A 19747-nucleotide genomic window follows, 5' to 3' on the forward strand; every position below is an offset into this window, starting at 1 on the left:
TGTATTATATATTATGAGCTAAAATAAAACCGCTTGTCCAGGCATTCTGAAAATTAAAACCTCCTGTAATAGCATCGATATTGACGATTTCACCGGCAAAATAAAGATTTTGATGCAGTTTGCTTTCCATGGTTTTAAAGTTGATTTCTTTTAAATCGATTCCGCCTGCAGTTACAAATTCTTCTTTGAAAGTACTTTTTCCGTTTACTTTAAATTCGGCTTTTGTGAGTTGAGAAGCTAAGGTCTGCAATTGGATTTTAGATAAATCGGCCCATTTTGTTTCTGTTTCAATTGCCGATGCTAAAACTAAACTTTCCCATAAACGATTTGGGAAATCGAAAGGGGATTTTTTCGAAACGGCTTTTTTGGCATGTTCCTGTTTTAAGTCTTTCAGGATTTTTTCAGCATCTTCACTATCAATGTCGTTTAACCAATTGACATAAATAGTAAACTGATAGTTTTTATCGAATAAAATCCGCGCTCCCCAGGCCGAAAGCTTTAAAATAGCCGGACCACTCATTCCCCAATGTGTGATTAATAAAGGCCCGGTCGATTCGAGCTTAGTATCTTTGACGTTTACGGTAACTTGTGCGGCAACGCCTGGCAATTCTTTTATACGGGAATCCTTAATGTTGAACGTAAATAGGGAAGGAACAGGGCTTACAATCGCGTGTCCTTGTGTTTGCAGCATTTCCCATATTTTAGGATTGCTTCCTGTGGCCAAAACTAATTTTCCGGTAGCGTAATTTTCATCCTGAGTATCAATTTTCCAATGATTTTCGGCTTTAAAAATGGATTGTACACTTTGTCCGGTTAATACTTTAATACCTAATTTTCCGGTTGCTTCGAGGAAACAATCGATTATAGTTTGCGAAGAATTTGAGACCGGAAACATTCGGCCATCATCTTCGATTTTTAATTCGACACCATGTTTTTCAAACCATTCAATGGTATCTCCTGAACAAAACTGATGAAAAGGTCCACGAAGTTCTTTTTCACCTCTTGGATAAAATTTCACTAATTCATTTGGTTCAAAACAAGCGTGCGTTACATTACATCTTCCTCCACCGGAAACGCGTACTTTAGAAAGCACTTCTTTTCCTCGTTCTAAAATGGCAATTTTAAGTTTCGGATTTTTCTCTGCAATGTTAATTGCCGTAAAAAAACCTGCGGCGCCTCCGCCAACAATAATTATGTCGAAATTTTTGATCATATTTTATTTTTTTGCACAACCCGAGCGATAATAAACAGGCAAAGCAATTAAACGAATTGGCACGAATTTTTTTATTTGCCAAAGATTAAAATCATTCACACATATTTTTAAAAAAAACCTTTTAATCTGTGTGCTGCTTTTACTTTATATTTTGTCGGGAAAATCACTGATGATTCCGTCTACTTTGTAGCTTTTTATTTTTTGAATGTCTTCTTCTTCGTCTACTGTCCAGGGAAAAACAAGAAAGCCTTGTTTTTGTATTTGTTGTACGTTTTTAGCATTCAGTAACTGATAATCAGGGTTAATGGCGCGTGCTTTTATCAATTCGGCGAAAGCCAAAGCTTTATCCAGATCTTCTTCTGTTAAAACTCCAATGGGAATTTTTGAATTTAAATTTGATGTTTCCTGCAGCAGGTCCCAATCGAAGCTTGAAACGATGAAATGTTCGTAATTCCAGTTTTTTTCTGAAATGTATGCCTCAATTAAAGCGACAACTTTACTGGCAGTTCCTAAACCTTTTAGTTCGATATTGATGAGACATTTTTTATTGACCAAATCAAAAACCTCATTTAAAGTTGGTATTTGATATTTTCCATCAATCAGAAAGGTCTTTAACTGAGATAAAGAAAAAGTACTTACAAGACCTTTTCCATTTGTTGTTCTGTCGATAGTTTCGTCGTGAATTACTATAATATGTCCGTCAGAACTAAGGTGTACGTCTAGTTCTATCCCGTCGGCATTTAAGTCTAACGCTTTTTGGAATGACTTTAGCGTATTCTCAGGTTCGTATCCCTTTGCACCGCGATGCGCTATTTTTAGCATGTCTTGAGAGTTTAACCGCAAAGGTCGCAAAGTTTTACGCAAAGGTCGCAAAGTTTTTTAAAATCTTTGCGAACCTTGCGATTTTGCCTTGCGATCTTTGCGGTTAAACTTTAGATTTTTTCCAATAAAACAAGTCCGAATTCAGAATCTATGATTGCTTTTCCGTCCTGAACTTCTGTTTCTTCACCAGAAAAAGCATCTCTTAATTTAACACCATCTTGAAAAACAGATGCTACTGGAAGTTCTTTTAAACCAACTCCAAGATCTAAACCGATTATAACTTTATCAGTATAATTTGCATTCGTATAACTTCTGGAAAAAATATACGGTTTTTCAGCAATCATGTTATGAATTCCTGCACCAACTGCCGGATGATTTCTACGAAACTGACCGAGTTTTTGCCAATGCCAGAGTATTTTTTGAGTTTCGGGATTGTTTTGAATAGCATCCCAGTTCATGAAAGATCGTAAAGTAGCATCGCCTTCTGTTCCTTCAATGACCAGAGAACGACCGGATTCATCACCATAATAAACCTGTGAGATTCCGGGAGAAAGCAATAATTTGGTTCCGGATTCGAAAGTTCTGTTTCGATGCGCATCAAAAGGATCAGGATCATCGTGCGACGATACATAATTAAGAACGCTATACCCTTTTAATTCATTTTGGAGTTTCGTCGAATATTTCGAAAAGATAACTTCATAATCATTTTGAGCATCTCGTTTAAACTCAAAATTGATCATGCTGTTAAAACCATGCTGAAAATAATTTACTTTTCGGTCTCCAAAATCATAATCTTGTCCACCGCTTATTTCGTAACCATACACTTCAGCAATGCTGTAAAATGGATTTTGGTCCAGGACTTGTAAAGGATGGTGTTTTTTCCAGGTTTCAAAAGCGTAATCACATTCTTTTTTAAAATCGACCCAGACAATTTCTTCGGTATGTTTTACGGTATCGCATCTGTAACCGTCAACTCCGAATTCTCTAATATAATCCGTTAACCATTTTATGATGTAATATTTTGGAGTTCTGGGATAACCCGTTCTTTTGAAGAATTCATTTAAAGAAGAGGTTTCTTTTTCATAACGGCCTTCGTTTTTCCATTTTTCGATTAAAAAAAGAGGTAATTCTACTTCTTTAGTGCTTTCTGTTTTTACATCAGGAAGATTTTCTACCAATGTACACATGGTAGTGTTCTCAAATGATTTATAATCGCAGACAACTCCTGTTCTTACCCAGTCTTCCGGCCAGATAGGATCTTCGGGAGTTACAGGTCCGGTATGATTGATAACGCCGTCAAGCATAATCCGGATGCCTTTTGCATGTGCTTTTTTGACCAGATTGGCTAGCTCTTCTTTGGTGCCGAAGTTTGGATCTAAAGCGGTCCAGTCTCTTGCCCAATAGCCGTGAAATCCGTAGCTAAAACCGGTTCCTTCATCAACACCATCGTGAATTTGTTCTACAATTGGCGTAAGCCAGATAACGTTTATTCCTAATTGATCAAAATAGCCGTCGTCGATTTTTTTGATAATACCGATGAGGTCTCCTCCTTCAAAACCACGTAATTTTCCGGGAGTTTTGGTTCGGTTAAAATTGAAGTCATTAGAGGTATCTCCGTTATAAAAACGATCGGTAAGTAAAAAGTAAACATTTGCTCCTTCCCAAACGAAAGGTGTTTTCGAAGTATTGTCGTTATTCATTGAAATGATTATGAATCTTAAAGATAAAGAAAGAAAAGCGTATAAAAAAAAACACCACGAATTCACTAATTATTTTTTATTCGTCTAAACAGTAGTATTGTCCCTACGGGACAATGGAAAGACTTGTAATTATATTTTTTACCAATATATAATCTCTACGAGATATACACCTTTAGGAGTTAAATGTTGGTAGAAAAATAGAATAGTCAGATAATATGTCCCGCAGAGACTATACGTTTTAATTAAAAAAATTCCGCCACGAATTCACGTATTATTATTAATAAATTTAGTGAATTTGTGGCGGAAATAATAATAGCCACAGATTACAAGATTAACACCCATTTTAAAAAAATCATTTTAATCTTGTAATCTGTGGCTAAAAATCTTTCGCGATTAGCTTATTCTAATTCTAAAACAATAGCCGATTTTGGGTCTAAAGTAATTTCAGTAGCTAAATCGAATGTTTTTCCGGTTAGAACATCTTTCCCTGATTTAAAGTTTTTGATGTTTTCTTTAAAGCGATTTGTTTTGATAGTTTGCGCTGTAGGATTATTATTGAAAACGACCATTACCGTTTTGGCATCTGTATATCTAAAATAAACATACGTATTGTTTTCCGGAATATAATGTGTCATTTTTCCGAAATGAACTGCTTCATTCGATTTTCTCCAATTGAATAATTTCGAAGTAAAATCGAAATATTTAGCTTGTTCAGGTGTTCTTCCTGCTGCGGTAAGAGCATTGTTTGTATCACCAGCCCATCCTCCGGGGAAATCTTGTCTAATATCAGCATCGCCTTTGCTTTTGTCACCGCCCATTCCAATTTCTGAACCGTAATATACTTGTGGGATTCCACGAACGGTTGCCAATAAAGTCATTACCAATTTGTATTTCGTGAAATCATATTTATAAGTATGATTGATACGATCGGTATCATGATTTTCAGCAAAAACAAGAATATTGTTTGGGTTTGGATACAAATAATCTAAAGTAAAATTGTTGTAGAATTTAATCATTCCGTTATCCCAGGTTGCTTGATCTTCGTTGAAAGCTGAGCCAATCTGATCTTGTAAAGTAAAATCCATTACACTTGGTAAATTCGAATTGTAGTTTTCGATTGCCCCAATTTTACTGTCTTTTTGCCAAAACGATAAATTGGCCTGATTGTGCATCCAGATTTCACCTACAATATTAAAGTTTGGATACTCATTTGTAATTGATTTTGCCCAATTTGCCATTGCAGCAGGATCAGAATAATTATACGTGTCTACTCTAAATCCGTCAAGATTGGCGAATTCAATCCACCAGATGGCATTTTGAGTTAAGTATTTTGCTACCAACGGATTTCTTAAATTCAAATCCGGCATAGAAGGTACGAACCAGCCATCAATACAAATTTCCTGATCTAGTTTTGAAGCATGAATATCGGTGATTACTTCACGTCTGTGATGTGTTTGTGTAAAGTTTTCGAATTGGTTGAACCAGGTTTTGGTGGGGATATCTTTCATCATCCAGTGTGTAATTCCCCAGTGATTCGTTACATAATCCATAACCAGTTTCATGTTTTTTTTGTGCATTTCTGCAGATAGGCGTGCGTAATCGTCGTTTGTTCCGTAACGCGGATCAATTTTGTAAACATCAGATTGTCCGTAAGTATGGTAAGAATGCTGTTTGTCGTTGTCTTCGCATAAAGGAGTGCTCCATATAGTTGTGGCACCCAAAGATGAAATGTAATCCAGATTTTTGATAATGCCTTCAATATCGCCACCATGACGTCCGCTTGGATCCTGACGATTTCCTTTTTCAGTTAAATTGGCATCGCTGTCATTTTTAGTATTTCCGTTTGCAAAACGATCCGGCATGATTAAATACATCATATCTGATGCGTCGTAGCTTTTTCTGTCTGCTGAATTTGCTCTTCTTTCTTTAAGCGAATATTTCTGCGTAAAAGCGACTTTATTTTTGTTTTTGAAAGAGAAAACCAATTCAGAAGCTTTAAGATTTTGCGTATCGATGGTTACGAAAAGGTAGTTTGGATTTTCTGTTTTTTCTACATTTTTAATCACCACATTATTGGAGACGGAAGCTTCGAATTGGGCAATGTTTTTTCCGTAGAACATAATTTGTAGTTCCGGATTTTTCATTCCTGCGTACCAGAATGGTGGTTCTGTTTTCTGGATTTGCGCTTTCGCGGAAGCAGAAAACAACAAAGCAAGAAGGATTGTTTGTATTGAAAAGAAATGTGTTGTGAAAAGTAATATTTTTGAATTTTTCATAATAACTTTTAAATATTAGTTAAGGCTGTTTTAGTCACAAGGAATCCCAAATAAATCTAAGCCGTTGACCCAGAATTTTTTTATAGGCTTGCCCTTTTTTACGATATATATTGTTCTGCCCGGAAATTTACATTTGCTTTTGTCGGGATCTCTACCCCACATAAAATCATCACTGTAGGTAAAATAAACATCTCCAATATTGGCAAATACCTTTGTTTTGATATCGTCTTTGTAATCATACTTTTTGCTTTCCTCTTCCTCGAAATCACGTATCTTTTTCTGGATGTCAAAATAGTTTTTCTGATAGTTTATCTTTAACGGTTGTTTGGAACATAAAACAGGTATTCCGTTTTTAGCGGTGTCAAAATTTTCAATTGGAAAAGCAAAAAAATTCGTGCGGCATTCATCAAGTCCGAAAACAACTTCGTTTACGGGCATTTTCGAAAAGCCCTTTGTGCCATAGACGTAATAACTCTTCTCGATGATTTTTTTTACTTCACGCTCTACTTTTTTATTTTTAATTAATTTGTAGCTTCCTAAAGAGTCGTAATATTCATAATTTTTGACTTTCGTACTGTCTCCGTATAAAACATTATATAAAGAATCTTTGGCATTTATCTGATTAAAAATTCTATCAAACTCAGCTCCGTTATAGGTATTTTCATCATCCAGATTCACTACGATTGCAGTAGTTGTTTTTGATAAATTGTAAACACAATACAGGGCTTTGTCGATGTCAGTTTTTTCTAAAGTATCTGATTTTTTATTTTCTTGATTTGGTTTAAGGATTGTTTCGTTTTTCTGATTGCAGGAAAGTAGTAAAAGGCTTAAAAATAAACTGATAATGTTTCTCATTTTGTCTTAATTTAATTAGCGCAATTTTGATTTCCTTAACCGTTTTGGAAATTTTGCAATCCAAATGTAGCAATCTTAAAAAAAAGACAAGTAATCCATCCAGGGGAAAATTACTTGTCTTCTTAAAAAATTATTTAGTTTCAATAATGCTTATGGCATAACCTCCGCCCGGAGCAGATAACTGCGATAATTTTGATTTGTTTGTGACAGCAATTTTTTTGATGGTATAAGCTTGCGGATTTGTTTTGTAATGGGCATCTTTTGCATCGGCATAAATGGTTGCGGTGTATTTTTTACCTTTTTCAAGGAAACTGAAATCGATGTTTGATGTACGTGCCGTTTCTCCATTTACGTTTCCAACAAACCAGTTGTTTGTTCCTTTAGCTTTACGGGCAACAGTAATAAAATCTCCTGGTTCAGCCTCAATATATTTGCTTTCAGACCAGTCTACCGCTACATCTTTGATGAATTGGAATGCATCCGGGAAACGGTTATAATTTTCCGGAGTATCAGCTGCCATTTGCAAAGGGCTGTACATCGTAACGTATAATGCCAATTGGTTTGCAATCGTACTGTTTACATGCGATGTATTATCAGGATTCATTTTGCTGATATCCATTTCGAAGATTCCCGGAGTGTAATCCATTGGACCTCCAATTAAACGTGTAAAGGGTAAAACCGTTACGTGATTTGGTTTAGAACCTCCAAAAGCCTGATATTCTGTTCCTCTTGCGGCTTCGTTTCCAATTAAGTTCGGGTATGTTCTGCAAATTCCTGTTGGACGAACGGCTTCGTGAGCGTTCACCATAATTTTGTAATCGGCTGCTTTTTCAATAGCATATTGATAATGGTTTACAATCCATTGATCGTAATGGTTTTCACCGCGAGGTAAAATATCTCCAACATATCCGCTTTTTACAGCATCATATCCGTTGTCTTTCATGAATTGGTATGCTTTATCCATGTGGCGCTCGTAGTTACGAACAGAACCTGAGGTTTCATGGTGCATGATGATTTTGATTCCTTTTGACTTTGCATATTCGTGCAAACCTTTTACATCAAAATCCGGGTAAGGCGTTACGAAATCAAAAACGTAATCTTTTGAGTGACCAAACCAGTCTTCCCAACCCTCGTTCCAGCCTTCAACCAGAACGGCGTCGAAACCATTTGCAGCAGCAAAATCAATGTATTTCTTTACATTAGCATTGTTTGCTCCGTGTGTTCCGCTTGGTTTTGCTTTTGAATAATCAGAAACTCCCAATTGTACCGTTGGGAAATCGTTTGTGTAAGACCATGAACTTTTTCCGGTAATCATTTCCCACCAGACCCCCACATATTTTACCGGTTTAATCCAGGAAGTATCGTCAATTTTTGATGGGTCGTTTAAGTTTAAAGTCATTTTTGAAGCTAAGATTTCTCTAGCATCATCGCTTGCCATAATCGTTCTCCATGGAGAGTGGCTTGGCGCTTGCATATAACCCTTGTCCCCTTTTGCATCCGGCGTTAACCAGGATTCGAAAATCATATTTTTATCATCTAAATTCAGGTGCATACAAGAATAGTTGATCAAAGCTGCTTCGTGCAGGTTGATGTACAAACCATCATTTGTTTTTAACATCAAAGAAGTCTGAACGCCTGTTGGAGAAAAGTTTTTTTGCGAAACATTAGCGGTATATGCTTTTTCAGATAATCCTCGTATTTCAGATAATTTCGATTTGGTATAATCGTATTCCTGAGTATCATAGTCCCCCGGAATCCAAAAAGCCGTGTGGTCGCCCGCCATGGCAAATTGAGATCTTTCTTCTTTGATTACGAAATAAGTAAGGTTCTTTTGTGCCGGAAATTCATATCTGAACCCTAAACCGTCATCAAACAAACGAAAACGAATTACGATTTGTCTGTCGGTTCCTTTTTGATTTAAAGTAACAGCCAATTCATTATAATGATTTCTAATTTGATTTACTTCTCCCCAAACTGGTTTCCATGTCTCATCAAAAGTGGAAGTTTTTGTATCTACAACAGTAAAATCGTTCAATAAAGATTTTTTATCATCTTTAAGTTCAAGACCTAATTTACTGGTTTTGATTACCTCTTTGTTTTTGTATTTTAAATTGTAAGTTGGAGTTCCGTCATTTTGCAGAGAAAATTCCATTACGAACTTGCCTTCGGGTGACTTTAATTGTTGCGCTTTTGCAATCGAGCTAAAAGCAAACAAGATTAAACTTGCGAAAAATAAGTTTTTCATGTTTTTTAGTTTTTAGAGTATTGTAATTTAATTTATTTGTACAAATTTACTTGCAATAACTGGCTTCCCATTCACTACAATTGTTAAATCCTGATCGCCATCTACAGTAAAAGTGGTTTCATGATGATTTACAGACACTTTCAGGATTTGATTTCTAAAGTTTATTTTAAAAGAATATCCTTTCCATTCTTTTGGAATTTTTGGAGAAAAGTGCAATTGATCCTTTTTAACACGCATTCCGCCAAAACCTTCTACGATGCTCATCCATGTTCCTGCCATTGATGTGATGTGACAACCTTCCTCAACTTCTTTGTTGTAATCATCTAAATCTAAACGGGATGTTCTTAAATAAAAGGTATATGCCATATCCATTTTATCTAAATGAGCTGCCTGAATAGAGTGTACGCAAGGCGAAAGCGAACTTTCATGAACGGTAAAGGATTCATAAAATTCGAAGTTTCGTTTTAGTTCTTCTTTGGAGAAATGATCTTCGAAGAAATAGAAGCACTGTAAAACGTCGGCTTGTTTGATATAAGGCGAACGTAAAACACGATCCCATGACCATTTCTGGTTGATTGGGCGTTGTGATTTATCAAGATCTTTTACCGGAATTAAATCTTTGTCTAAGAAACCATCTTGTTGCAGGTAAATGCCCAATTCCTTTGAAGTCGGGAAATACATATCGTCTGCTACTTTTTTCCATGCCTGAATTTCTGTAGCGGATAGATTTACTTTTTCTAAGATTCGTTGGTGATCTGCAGGATATTCTGCTGCCACCTTAGTAATTTGTTCCGAAGCAAAATCAATACACCATTTTGCTATATAATTGGTATAAAAATTATTGTTGATGTTGTTCTCGTATTCGTTTGGACCTGTAACTCCCAGAATCACATATTGATTTTTCTCTTTTGAGAAAGAAGCTCTTTGATGCCAGAAACGTGCTATACCAATTAAAACTTCAAGACCTTTTTCAGGAATATAGGAGTAATCTCCGGTGAAACGGTAATAGTTGAAAATGGCAAAAGCAATTGCTCCGTTTCTGTGGATTTCTTCGTGTGTGATTTCCCATTCGTTGTGACATTCTTCACCATTCATGGTCACCATTGGGTACAATGCTGCTCCGTTTTTGAATCCTAAATTATCTTGGGCATTTTCAATTGCTTTATCTAATTGATTGTAACGATACGTCAATAGGTTTCGGGCAACCTGTTGATCTTTTGTCGCCATATAAAACGGAATACAATACGCCTCAGTGTCCCAATAAGTAGATCCGCCGTATTTTTCTCCGGTGAACCCTTTTGGTCCAATGTTTAAACGACTGTCTTTTCCTAAATAGGTTTGATTTAACTGGAAGATGTTGAAACGAATTCCTTGTTGTGCTTTTACGTCGCCATCAATCGTAATATCTGACATTTCCCAGATTTTAGCCCAGGCATCAATTTGATTTTGAAGCAAAGCATCGTATCCTGAATTTACGGCCGATTTGATCACTTTTTCGGCTGCAGCCAAAGTATTTTCGTGGTTTAAAGAAACCGTATACCCACCAATTTTCTGAATCGCTGAGGTTTGTCCTTTTGCAATAATAGTTCCATAGGTATATTGAACTTTATCTGTAGTTGAATCGATTGTCGATGGTGAAATATGAATATCTTCATCATTTGCCAGAATCGTATTGTGCATAAACGTCGTAACCCTAAAATGTGTTTTGAAAGTTTGTGCCGTTACAAATGCTTCGTTTGTACCCTTTTTAACTTCAAGAGGTTCCCAGAATTTCTCTTCCCAGTTGGCATCCTCATTGGTTACTCCTGCATCAACATAAGGCTTGTAGACGATTTTTGCGTCTTTGTTTAAAGGGGTAATTTCAAATTTGATAATTCCCACTTCGTCCAGATCCAAAGAAAGAAAACGACGAACGTTTACGGCAATTTCAGTTCCGTTTTTCAACGTTGCTTCAAAAGAACGGTTGTACCATCCTTCTTTCATATTCAACTCTCTACGGAAGTTTCTAACCTCTGTACAGGTGTTTAAATCAAGATTTTCTTCGTTGATTTCAACATCAATTCCAATCCAGTTCGGCGCGTTTAGTACTTTGGCAAAATATTTAGGATAACCGTTTTTCCACCAGCCCACTTTTGTTTTATCGGGATAATAAATTCCGGCAATGTAACTTCCCTGAAAAGTTTCTGCGGAATAGGTTTCTTCAAAATTGGCGCGCTGTCCCATAGCACCGTTACCGATGCTAAAAAGACTTTCAGACGATTTTACGCTGCCGGTATCAAATCCTTCTTCTATGATGGACCAATTGTCTGGTTTTATATAATCTTGATTCATTTTTTTCTTTAATTAGAGAATTAGATAATGTGCCAATTTGATCATTAGATAATTACTTTTTTGGCTATTTCTAATTGCTGATTGTTTTATTGTTTTGATTGATGATTTGTACTGATTTATTAGTTTGCTTAAATTTGATCATTATTCCTTTTTTAATTATCAAATTGGCACATTATCTAATTGATTAACTTGTCGATAAAACTTTCGTCAATTAAAGTGAAATCTTTAAAAATGTATTGTGCTTCGTGTAAAATTGTTTCCTCACCAATTCCCACACTTGTCATTCCGCCAATGTTTGCGGCCTGAATTCCGGCAACAGAATCTTCGAATACAATAGCATTTTTTGGATCAATATGTAATAATTGAGCCGCTTTTAAGAAAACTTCCGGGTCCGGTTTGGCATTGGTAACGTCGTTTCCGTCAACAATAACATCGAAATACGAAAGGATTCCAGTTTTTTCAAGGATTGGTCTGGCATTTTTACTCGCAGATCCCAAAGCAATTCCCTGATTTTTTTCTTTTAATAGTTGCAGTGTTTTAAAAACTCCCGGAAGAATCTCGCTTTCATCCATATCAACCAGATAAGATAAGTAATCTTCATTTTTTTGAATCAGCCATTTGTCTTTGTCTTCCTGCGAAGCCTGAACATTTCCTAATTCAAGAATGATGTCTAACGAACGTACCCGACTTACGCCTTTAAGTAATTCGTTGTCTTCGTGTGTGAAATTTATATGTAAGGATTGGGCGATTTTTTGCCACGCTAAAAAGTGGTATTTAGCGGTATCGACAATTACGCCGTCAAGGTCGAATATGAATGCTTTCTTGTTCATTATATGAGGAATTCTTCTTTATGATTTTTGAATAGTATCGTCTACATCTTTTACTTTATAGACCAAAAGAGCAGCAATTAAAAAACTGACTCCGCTTGTAATTAAAGCGTAAATAGCATCGCCATTATAAAGGTACTTTACAATTGGACCTCCAATAAGAGCATTTACAATTTGTGGGATAACAACAAAGAAATTAAAGATTCCCATGTAAACCCCCATTTTTTTAGGAGCGATTGATCCGGCAAGAATGGCGTAGGGCATGGCCAGAATACTGGCCCAGGCTACTCCGATTAAAATCATCGGCAAAACAACCCAGTCTTCATTTGGCATAAAATAAATCGAGATTAATCCGATTCCTCCAATGATTAATGAAAGTGCATGTGTTGATTTTCTTCCGATTTTTTTAGCAATGTAGGGCAGAAAAAACAGTGCGATAATAGCAGAAACCAAGTTGTAGACTCCAAACAGAATTCCGACCCAATCCCCGGCATCCTGATATTGCTGGCTTGAAGTATCACTTAAAGGCAAACCGTAAATATGATGCGCAATAGCGGGAGTTGTAAAAACCCACATACCAAATAATCCGAACCAGGAGAAAAATTGTACCCAGCTTAGCTGACGCATTGTTGTAGGCATCTTGGCAAAATCTGTAAAAATATCGGTTAGTTTTGATTTTTCTTCAGAAGGAATATCAATTTGGCTTTGAGGATCTTCAAAATTGGCTAATTCTTCAGGAGAATATTCTTTTGTTGTAAAAAGCGTTACTAAGATTGAACCAATTAAAACAGCCGCTCCAATGATAAAAGAAAGTGTCAGGTTTAGTGGTACGCTTCCCGGAACTGTACTGTTTGAAACATGGAAATATTTGGTTAAAACATAAGGCAAAGCCGAACCAATTACTGCTCCAAAACCAATTAAAGAAGTCTGAATGCTAAATCCAGCTGTACGCTGGTCTGTTCTTAAATTATCACCAACCAAAGCACGAAATGGCTCCATAGCGATGTTGAAAGAAGCATCCATGATCATTAACATTCCGGCTCCAACCCATAAGGCCGGTAAAACGGAGATGAAAATATTAGCCTGAGGCATTAGAATTAATCCTACCGAAGCTAAAATGGCCCCTACCAGAAAAAATGGTTTTCGTCTTCCGAATCTTCCCCAGGTTTTATCGCTGTAATGACCAATAACAGGCTGCACTATTAATCCCATAAGGGGAGCAATAATCCAGAACCATGATAACTCATGTACGTCGGCGCCAAAAATTTGAAGAATTCTGCTGGCATTTGCATTCTGAAGTGCAAATCCCATTTGTATCCCCAAGAAACCGAAACTCATGTTCCAAATTTCCCAGAAACTTAATTTACGCTTTTCCATTATCGTAATTAAAAAATTAATTAGACGATAAGCGCTTTGCTTATCAAAACTTACTGTTTTTTCGAAGTAAAAGTAAAAGCCTTGACGGCCGTAAAAGTATAAATTATTTTTTTAATTCAAATCATAAAAAAACCATAAATAACATTTATGGCTTTAGAATGTGTTGATTTTAAGAAAATTAGTCAGTAGATTCTCTTTTTATAAGATGTGTTTCTATTACTTCTGTAGTGTAATTTTCGTTTTCTTCTTCGTCATCATCGTGTTCTGCTTCGAGTCGTTCGATCAGCATTTTAGCGGCTTTATTTCCCATTTTTTCCCCACTTTGGCTTACGGTTGTAATGCTTGGGGTAGAATATTTAGAAATGATTCCGTCAGTAAAAGCAATTACAGCAAGATCTTCAGGAACTTTAAGTCCCATTTTGTTGGCTGTTTTGATAATGGTCACAGCAAAAAGCTCATTTACGGCAAAAACGGCATCAAAAGCCCTGTCGTGTAAAAGCTGGCTTATTGTAATTTCGCAAGTGTCAACATCTTCAATTTTTATGATTAAATCTTCATTAAACGGTAATCCGTTGTCCAAAAGCGCTTTTTCGTAACCATCAGTTCTTAATTTTCCAACGCTTACATAATCGACAGTGGTTACGAGGGCGATCTTTTTTCGTCCATTATCAATTAAACTCTGAACGGCTTCGTAAGCTGCTGCTTTATCATCAATAATTACTTTATCACATAAAATATCATTAGTTACACGATCAAACATAACAACTGGCATTCCCTGATTGATAACTTCTGTAATGTGATGAAAATCACCTTTATACTGTGTTTCTTTAGAAAGAGACATGATAAAACCATCGATACTTCCGTTGGCCAGCATTTCCATATTAAGGACTTCTTTGTCAAAAGAATCATCAGATAAACAAATCACAACACTGTAGCCATTTTCATTTGCAACCTGTTCGATTCCGTTGATTACGGTAGAGAAAAAATAATGTACAATTTCCGGAATGATAATACCAATACTTTTGGTTTTTCGATTTTTTAAACTAAGGGCAATATTGTTGGGCTTATAGTTATAAAACTTTGCAAAAGCCTGCACTTTTAAACGTGTTTCTTCTCCTATTTCAAGGCTGTTTCTGAGTGATTTAGAGACAGTTGAAATAGACACGTCAAGTTCCTTTGCAATCTGTTTTAGGGTTATTTTTCGTTTCATAGTAGTTATTTGAAAAAAATCTAATTGTTAATAAAGGTATCTGAAATTTTTATAATCAGCAATTTTTGACTTAAAAGATTACAAAAAATAGAAAGTTTTCAACACTACCACGTTTTCGTAAACCAATAAAAATTGTAAGCGGTTGGTCGTGTTAATAAATTCCTAATTTTGAAATTCGAAGTAAAATTAAAAACTTAACTAACAATCAAAAACTCAAACTAATTTAAACAAAAAGTATGAAAACAATTTACAAAAAGTTGTTATTTTTATTCTTACTGTTACCGTTTACTGTACTAGCTCAAAGTACTTTAAAAGGAACAGTTGCTGATCTGGCAACGGGGCAACCAATCCCGGGAGTAAATGTAAATGTACAAGGTGCTCCGGGCGGAACATCGACAGATTTTGACGGTAAATTTCAGTTATCTAATGTAAAAAACGGAGACAAAATTGTTGTTTCATTTATTGGATATAAAACGTCAACTGTAACTTTTAATGGTCAACAAACCTTAAGCGTTTCTTTAGAAGAAGATACAAATCAACTTAAAGAAGTTGTTGTACAGGTAGGTTACGGTACTGTTAAGAAAAAAGATGCTACAGGTTCTGTATCTCAAATTTCGGCTAAAGAATTTAATAAAGGAATTAACGTCACTCCTGAAACTTTAATTAGTGGTCGTATTGCTGGTGTAAATGTTGTTGGAGGAGGAGCTCCAGGAGCAAAAGCTGATATTAGAATTCGTGGAGGATCTTCATTAAGCGCTTCAAATGACCCGTTGATTATCTTAGACGGACTTCCGTTAAGTAACGCTGTACCAAGCGGTGCTACAAGTATTTTATCTACTATTGATCCTAATGATATTGAGTCTTTTACTGTTTTGAAAGATGCTTCGGCAGCTGCAATTTATGGTTCAAGAGCTGCAAATGGTGTAATTGTAATTACAACTAAAAAAGGGACTAAAGGTGGTGTAAAAGTGAACTTTAGCTCACAGGTTGGTGTGAATACAGTAGCCAATACAGTTGATGTTTTAAGCGCAGATCAATTCCGTAATTTAGTAAATACAAAAGGTTCTGCTGCTCAACAAGCCTTAATGGGTAAGGCAAGTACTAACTGGCAGGATGAAATTTTTCATACTGCTTTGACAACCAACAATAATATCTCTGTAAGTGGTGCTTTATTTGATAAATTACCAGTACGTTTATCTGTTGGAAATGTTAATAATCCAGGAATCCTGAGAAACACTTCTTTTGAAAGAACTACGACATCGATATCGTTAAATCCGGTTTTATTTGATAATCACTTAAAAATTGATATTAGCGGAAACTTAGCATTTGGAAAAAATCAATTTCAGGATGAAGATGGTGTAATCGGTAGTGCGATTAGTTTTGATCCAACTCAATCTGTTTATCAGTCAGGTTCTCGTTACGGAGGTTATTTTGAATGGTTAGAACCAACAGGAAATTTACCATTATTACCGGCAAGAAATCCTGTGGCAAGATTGAACCAGGAAGACAAGAGAGCTACCTCTACCAGAAAATGGGGAAATATCAGATTAGATTATAAACTTCATTTCTTTGAAGATTTAAGAGTTGTGGCTGAAGCAGGAATTGATAAATTCGACAGTAGCGGGTACAACAGACAAAGTACACAAAGTGCTTTAGGATATCAGCCTAATCCTTTTAGTACCGGAAACTGGGTGAACCTGGGAAATTATAACAGTTATACAGACAACCTTCAAAATAAAAACTTAAATACTTATTTTAATTATACTAAAGATTTAGGTAAAATTAAAATTGATGCAACGGCAGGTTATAACTACCAACTGTTTCAAAAAGAAAAGTATCAGTCTGGAGAAACTACACAGCCAACTCCGAACGAAGATGTTATTACTGATCCGGATATCAATTTGCAATCTTTCTTTGGTCGTTTAAACCTTGGGTACGATAGCAGATATTTATTGACTGTAAATTACAGAAGAGACGGAACTTCACGTTTTTCTAAAGAGAACAGATGGGGTAATTTTATGGGAGGTGCTTTTGCCTGGAATGTTGCAGAAGAAGCTTTCTTAAAAGATAATGCAACCATTTCAAGTTTAAAATTAAGATTAGGATACGGTACTACAGGGCAACAGGATATTTCGGCTCAGTACGATTATTTACGAAGAGTAACGTTAGGTACAATCAACACACAATATATTTTTGGTGGAGTGGTGTACTCAACGGCAAGACCTGAGGGATACAATCAGAATATTAAATGGGAAGAATTAGCTGAGATGAACTTAGGAGTTGATTTTGGGTTCTTCAAGGACAGAATTACGGGTACTATTAACTATTTTGATAAAAAATCAAGTGATTTATTAGCAGATGTATTGGTTCCGGACGGGGCGAACTTAAGAAATCAGGGCTTTAATAATATTGGTGATTTAAGAACAAAAGGGGTTGAGTTTAGCCTTCAGTCTGATATCATCAAAACGGATAAACTGACATGGAATGTAGCTGTAAATGCGACTTATTTAGATCAGAAAATTGAAAACTTAGGACAGACAGTTGCTGGTTTTGAGGGATATGCAGTAGGAGATAATATTAAAGGCGGAAACGGAAATAAAATCCTTATCAACACTGTTGGATATGCACCAAACTCATTTTTCGTATACGAGCAATTGTATGATGCAAACAAAAAACCAATCGCCGGAGCTTATGTAGACAGAAACGGAGATGGTAAAATTGATGATGGAGACCGTTACAGATACCACAAGCCAACTGCAGATTATACATTTGGTTTGTTCTCAACATTAAACTACAAAAAGTTTGATTTTACAATGAACTGGAGAGCCAGTCTAGGAAATTACATTTTTGATAACGTAAATTCAAACATGGGATATTCTGATGCAGGTTTAAGAAGACAAACCGATTTATCGAATGTGAGTTCAGATTACCTAAACACCGGATTTACTTTTGAAGATAACGGAACTCAGCGTTATTTATCTAATTATTATGTAAAAGATGCTTCTTTTGTCAAATTAGACAACGTGACTCTTGGTTATACTTTGGATAAATCAATATTGAAAACAACTAGTTTAAGATTCTCTGCTGGTGTTCAGAATGTTTTTGTACTTACAAAATACAACGGATTAGATCCGGAGAAATTCAACGGAATTGATGGTAACGTTTACCCAAGAGCAAGAACATTCTTGTTTGGCGTAAATGCAAGTTTCTAATAGTACATTGAAAAATAAAATTTTAAAAACATACAAAATGAAAATATCATTTAAATATATATCTTATTTTCTCCTATTTATTTTAGGATTGAATTTGACGCTTACTTCATGTACAGGCGACTTAGATGTGACGCCAAAAGATGATGATGAGTTTCTTTCTGACACTTTCTTTCAGGATCCTACATCCTATAAGAAGGTACTTGCAAAATTATATGCTGGTCTGTATGTAGGAGGAAATGACGGTGATGGTGATGCAGCTGTACCAGGGAAAAACCCTGATATTGCTGGTCTTGGTGGAGATTTTAGCAGTTACTTGCGTTTGCTTTTTGTAACACAGGAGCTTCCTACTGATGAGGCTATTATTGCCTGGTCTGACGGAACTTTGCCAACCTTAAATACACAGACATGGTCTCCGGCTAATGAGTTTTTGTACGGAACGTATTCAAGAGCTTCTTATGAAATTAGTTTGGCTAATGAATTTTTAAGACAAACTACAGATGAAAAACTAACAGAAAGAGGGGTTACTGCTGATTTGAAAACTCAAATTGCAACTTTTAGGGCAGAAGCCCGCTTTTTAAGAGCTTTTTCTTATGTTAATTTAATGGACTTGTTTGGTAACGTGCCTATTACTACAGAAAAAGACCCTGTGGGATTCTTTTATCCGGTACAAAAAACAAGAGCAGAAGTTTTTGCTTTTGTAGAGTCTGAATTAAAAGATTTAGATGCAAGTATGGTAAATGCCAAAGCAAATGAATATGGTAGAGTTGATAAGGTTGCCGCTAAATTTTTATTGGCGCAAATTTACTTAAACTCTAAAGTATATACTGGTACAGAAAGAAATAATGAAGTAGCTACTTTATGTAGTGAGATTATAAATTCTGGGTATACGTTTGCCAATGTTCCTTATAATTATTTGTTTTCTGCTAATAACGACAGAAATGGTGCTCAAAGTGAATTTATTTTCCCGGTAATTAGTGATGGTAATGCGATCAGAGCAACAGGAGGCGGAATGAGCTTTATAATTCATGCCTCTATTGGTGGAAGCATGGATCCTGCTTCAAGAGGAATGGACGGAGGATGGTATGGTACCAGAACCCGTAAAGAGTTTGTTGCCCTTTTTCCTGATGCAACGGCTACAGCAGATAAAAGAGGAACTTTTTATAGAGATGGTCAAAATTTAGACATTAATAATGTTGGGACTTTTACAGATGGTTATGCTGTTACCAAGTATATCAATGTTAATTCTGATGGAAGTAAAGCCCAAAGAACTGATATCCCGGATACAGATTTTCCAATGTTCAGGATTTCCGATGCTTATTTAATGTATGCAGAAGCTGTAGTAAGAGGAGCTAGTACAGGTAATTTAGGTACTGCTTTAGGATATGTAAACCAAATTAGAACCAGAGCTGGTGCAGCCAATATTTCTACCGGAGAGCTAACTCTTGATTTTCTGCTTGCAGAAAGAGGACGAGAATTGTTTTGGGAATGTCACAGAAGAACAGATTTGATTCGTTTTGGAAAATTTACAGGAGGATCTAAAATCTGGCAATGGAAAGGTGGAACAATGAATGGTACTGCTACAGAATCTTTCAGGGATTTAATGCCAATTCCGGCAAAAACGATTCAGGCAAATCCAACGTTGAAGCAAAATCCAGGATACTAACACCTTTATAAAACAG

At 35.9% G+C, this 19747-nt stretch carries 12 protein-coding genes; 2 read left to right on the top strand and 10 right to left on the bottom strand.

Annotated elements, in window-relative coordinates; all coding sequences use genetic code 11:
* Nucleotides 1-4: 4 nt before the first annotated feature.
* The 10 genes from ACHRWY_RS06580 to ACHRWY_RS06625 form a co-directional block, all read right to left on the bottom strand.
* Nucleotides 5-1213 (bottom strand): NAD(P)/FAD-dependent oxidoreductase, encoded by a 1209-nt coding sequence (locus tag ACHRWY_RS06580; RefSeq protein ID WP_395353460.1) that lies wholly within the window; start codon nucleotides 1211-1213, stop codon nucleotides 5-7.
* Nucleotides 1214-1357: 144 nt separating this feature from the next.
* Complete coding sequence (locus ACHRWY_RS06585) at nucleotides 1358-2035, bottom strand: glycerophosphodiester phosphodiesterase (RefSeq protein WP_395353461.1); 678 nt, start codon at nucleotides 2033-2035, stop codon at nucleotides 1358-1360.
* 110 nt (nucleotides 2036-2145) lie between these two features.
* A complete protein-coding gene (locus ACHRWY_RS06590; protein ID WP_395353462.1) occupies nucleotides 2146-3735 on the bottom strand; it encodes an alpha-amylase family glycosyl hydrolase in 1590 nt (529 codons plus the stop codon).
* A gap of 398 nt (nucleotides 3736-4133) precedes the next feature.
* Complete coding sequence (locus tag ACHRWY_RS06595; protein WP_395353463.1) at nucleotides 4134-6011, bottom strand: glycoside hydrolase family 13 protein; 1878 nt, start codon at nucleotides 6009-6011, stop codon at nucleotides 4134-4136.
* 30 nt (nucleotides 6012-6041) lie between these two features.
* On the bottom strand, nucleotides 6042-6866 hold the full coding sequence (locus tag ACHRWY_RS06600; protein ID WP_395353464.1) for a hypothetical protein: 825 nt from the start codon (nucleotides 6864-6866) through the stop codon (nucleotides 6042-6044).
* A 130-nt stretch (nucleotides 6867-6996) separates the two neighbouring features.
* Nucleotides 6997-9111 carry a glycoside hydrolase family 97 protein gene (locus tag ACHRWY_RS06605; protein WP_395353465.1) on the bottom strand — a complete coding sequence of 705 codons (2115 nt, stop codon included), beginning with the start codon at nucleotides 9109-9111 and terminating at the stop codon, nucleotides 6997-6999.
* Nucleotides 9112-9138: 27 nt separating this feature from the next.
* On the bottom strand, nucleotides 9139-11442 hold the full coding sequence (locus ACHRWY_RS06610; RefSeq protein ID WP_395353466.1) for a glycoside hydrolase family 65 protein: 2304 nt from the start codon (nucleotides 11440-11442) through the stop codon (nucleotides 9139-9141).
* Between the two features lie 176 nt (nucleotides 11443-11618).
* Nucleotides 11619-12272, bottom strand: a complete 654-nt coding sequence (gene pgmB, locus ACHRWY_RS06615; protein WP_395353467.1) for a beta-phosphoglucomutase — start codon at nucleotides 12270-12272, stop codon at nucleotides 11619-11621.
* An 18-nt stretch (nucleotides 12273-12290) separates the two neighbouring features.
* Nucleotides 12291-13646 (bottom strand): MFS transporter, encoded by a 1356-nt coding sequence (locus ACHRWY_RS06620; RefSeq protein ID WP_395353468.1) that lies wholly within the window; start codon nucleotides 13644-13646, stop codon nucleotides 12291-12293.
* Nucleotides 13647-13824: 178 nt separating this feature from the next.
* The gene (locus ACHRWY_RS06625; protein WP_395353469.1) at nucleotides 13825-14856 is read right to left on the bottom strand and encodes a LacI family DNA-binding transcriptional regulator; all 1032 of its coding nucleotides are present in this window, start codon (nucleotides 14854-14856) and stop codon (nucleotides 13825-13827) included.
* A gap of 236 nt (nucleotides 14857-15092) precedes the next feature.
* Here ACHRWY_RS06625 and ACHRWY_RS06630 point away from each other — a divergent pair, with 236 nt between their 5' ends.
* Nucleotides 15093-18068, top strand: coding sequence for a SusC/RagA family TonB-linked outer membrane protein (locus ACHRWY_RS06630; protein WP_395353470.1), 2976 nt, complete (start codon nucleotides 15093-15095; stop codon nucleotides 18066-18068).
* 37 nt (nucleotides 18069-18105) lie between these two features.
* Nucleotides 18106-19731, top strand: coding sequence for a RagB/SusD family nutrient uptake outer membrane protein (locus tag ACHRWY_RS06635; RefSeq protein ID WP_395353471.1), 1626 nt, complete (start codon nucleotides 18106-18108; stop codon nucleotides 19729-19731).
* Nucleotides 19732-19747: the final 16 nt, after the last annotated feature.

The organism is Flavobacterium sp. FlaQc-48, assembly GCF_044007335.1.
GTDB lineage: Bacteria > Bacteroidota > Bacteroidia > Flavobacteriales > Flavobacteriaceae > Flavobacterium.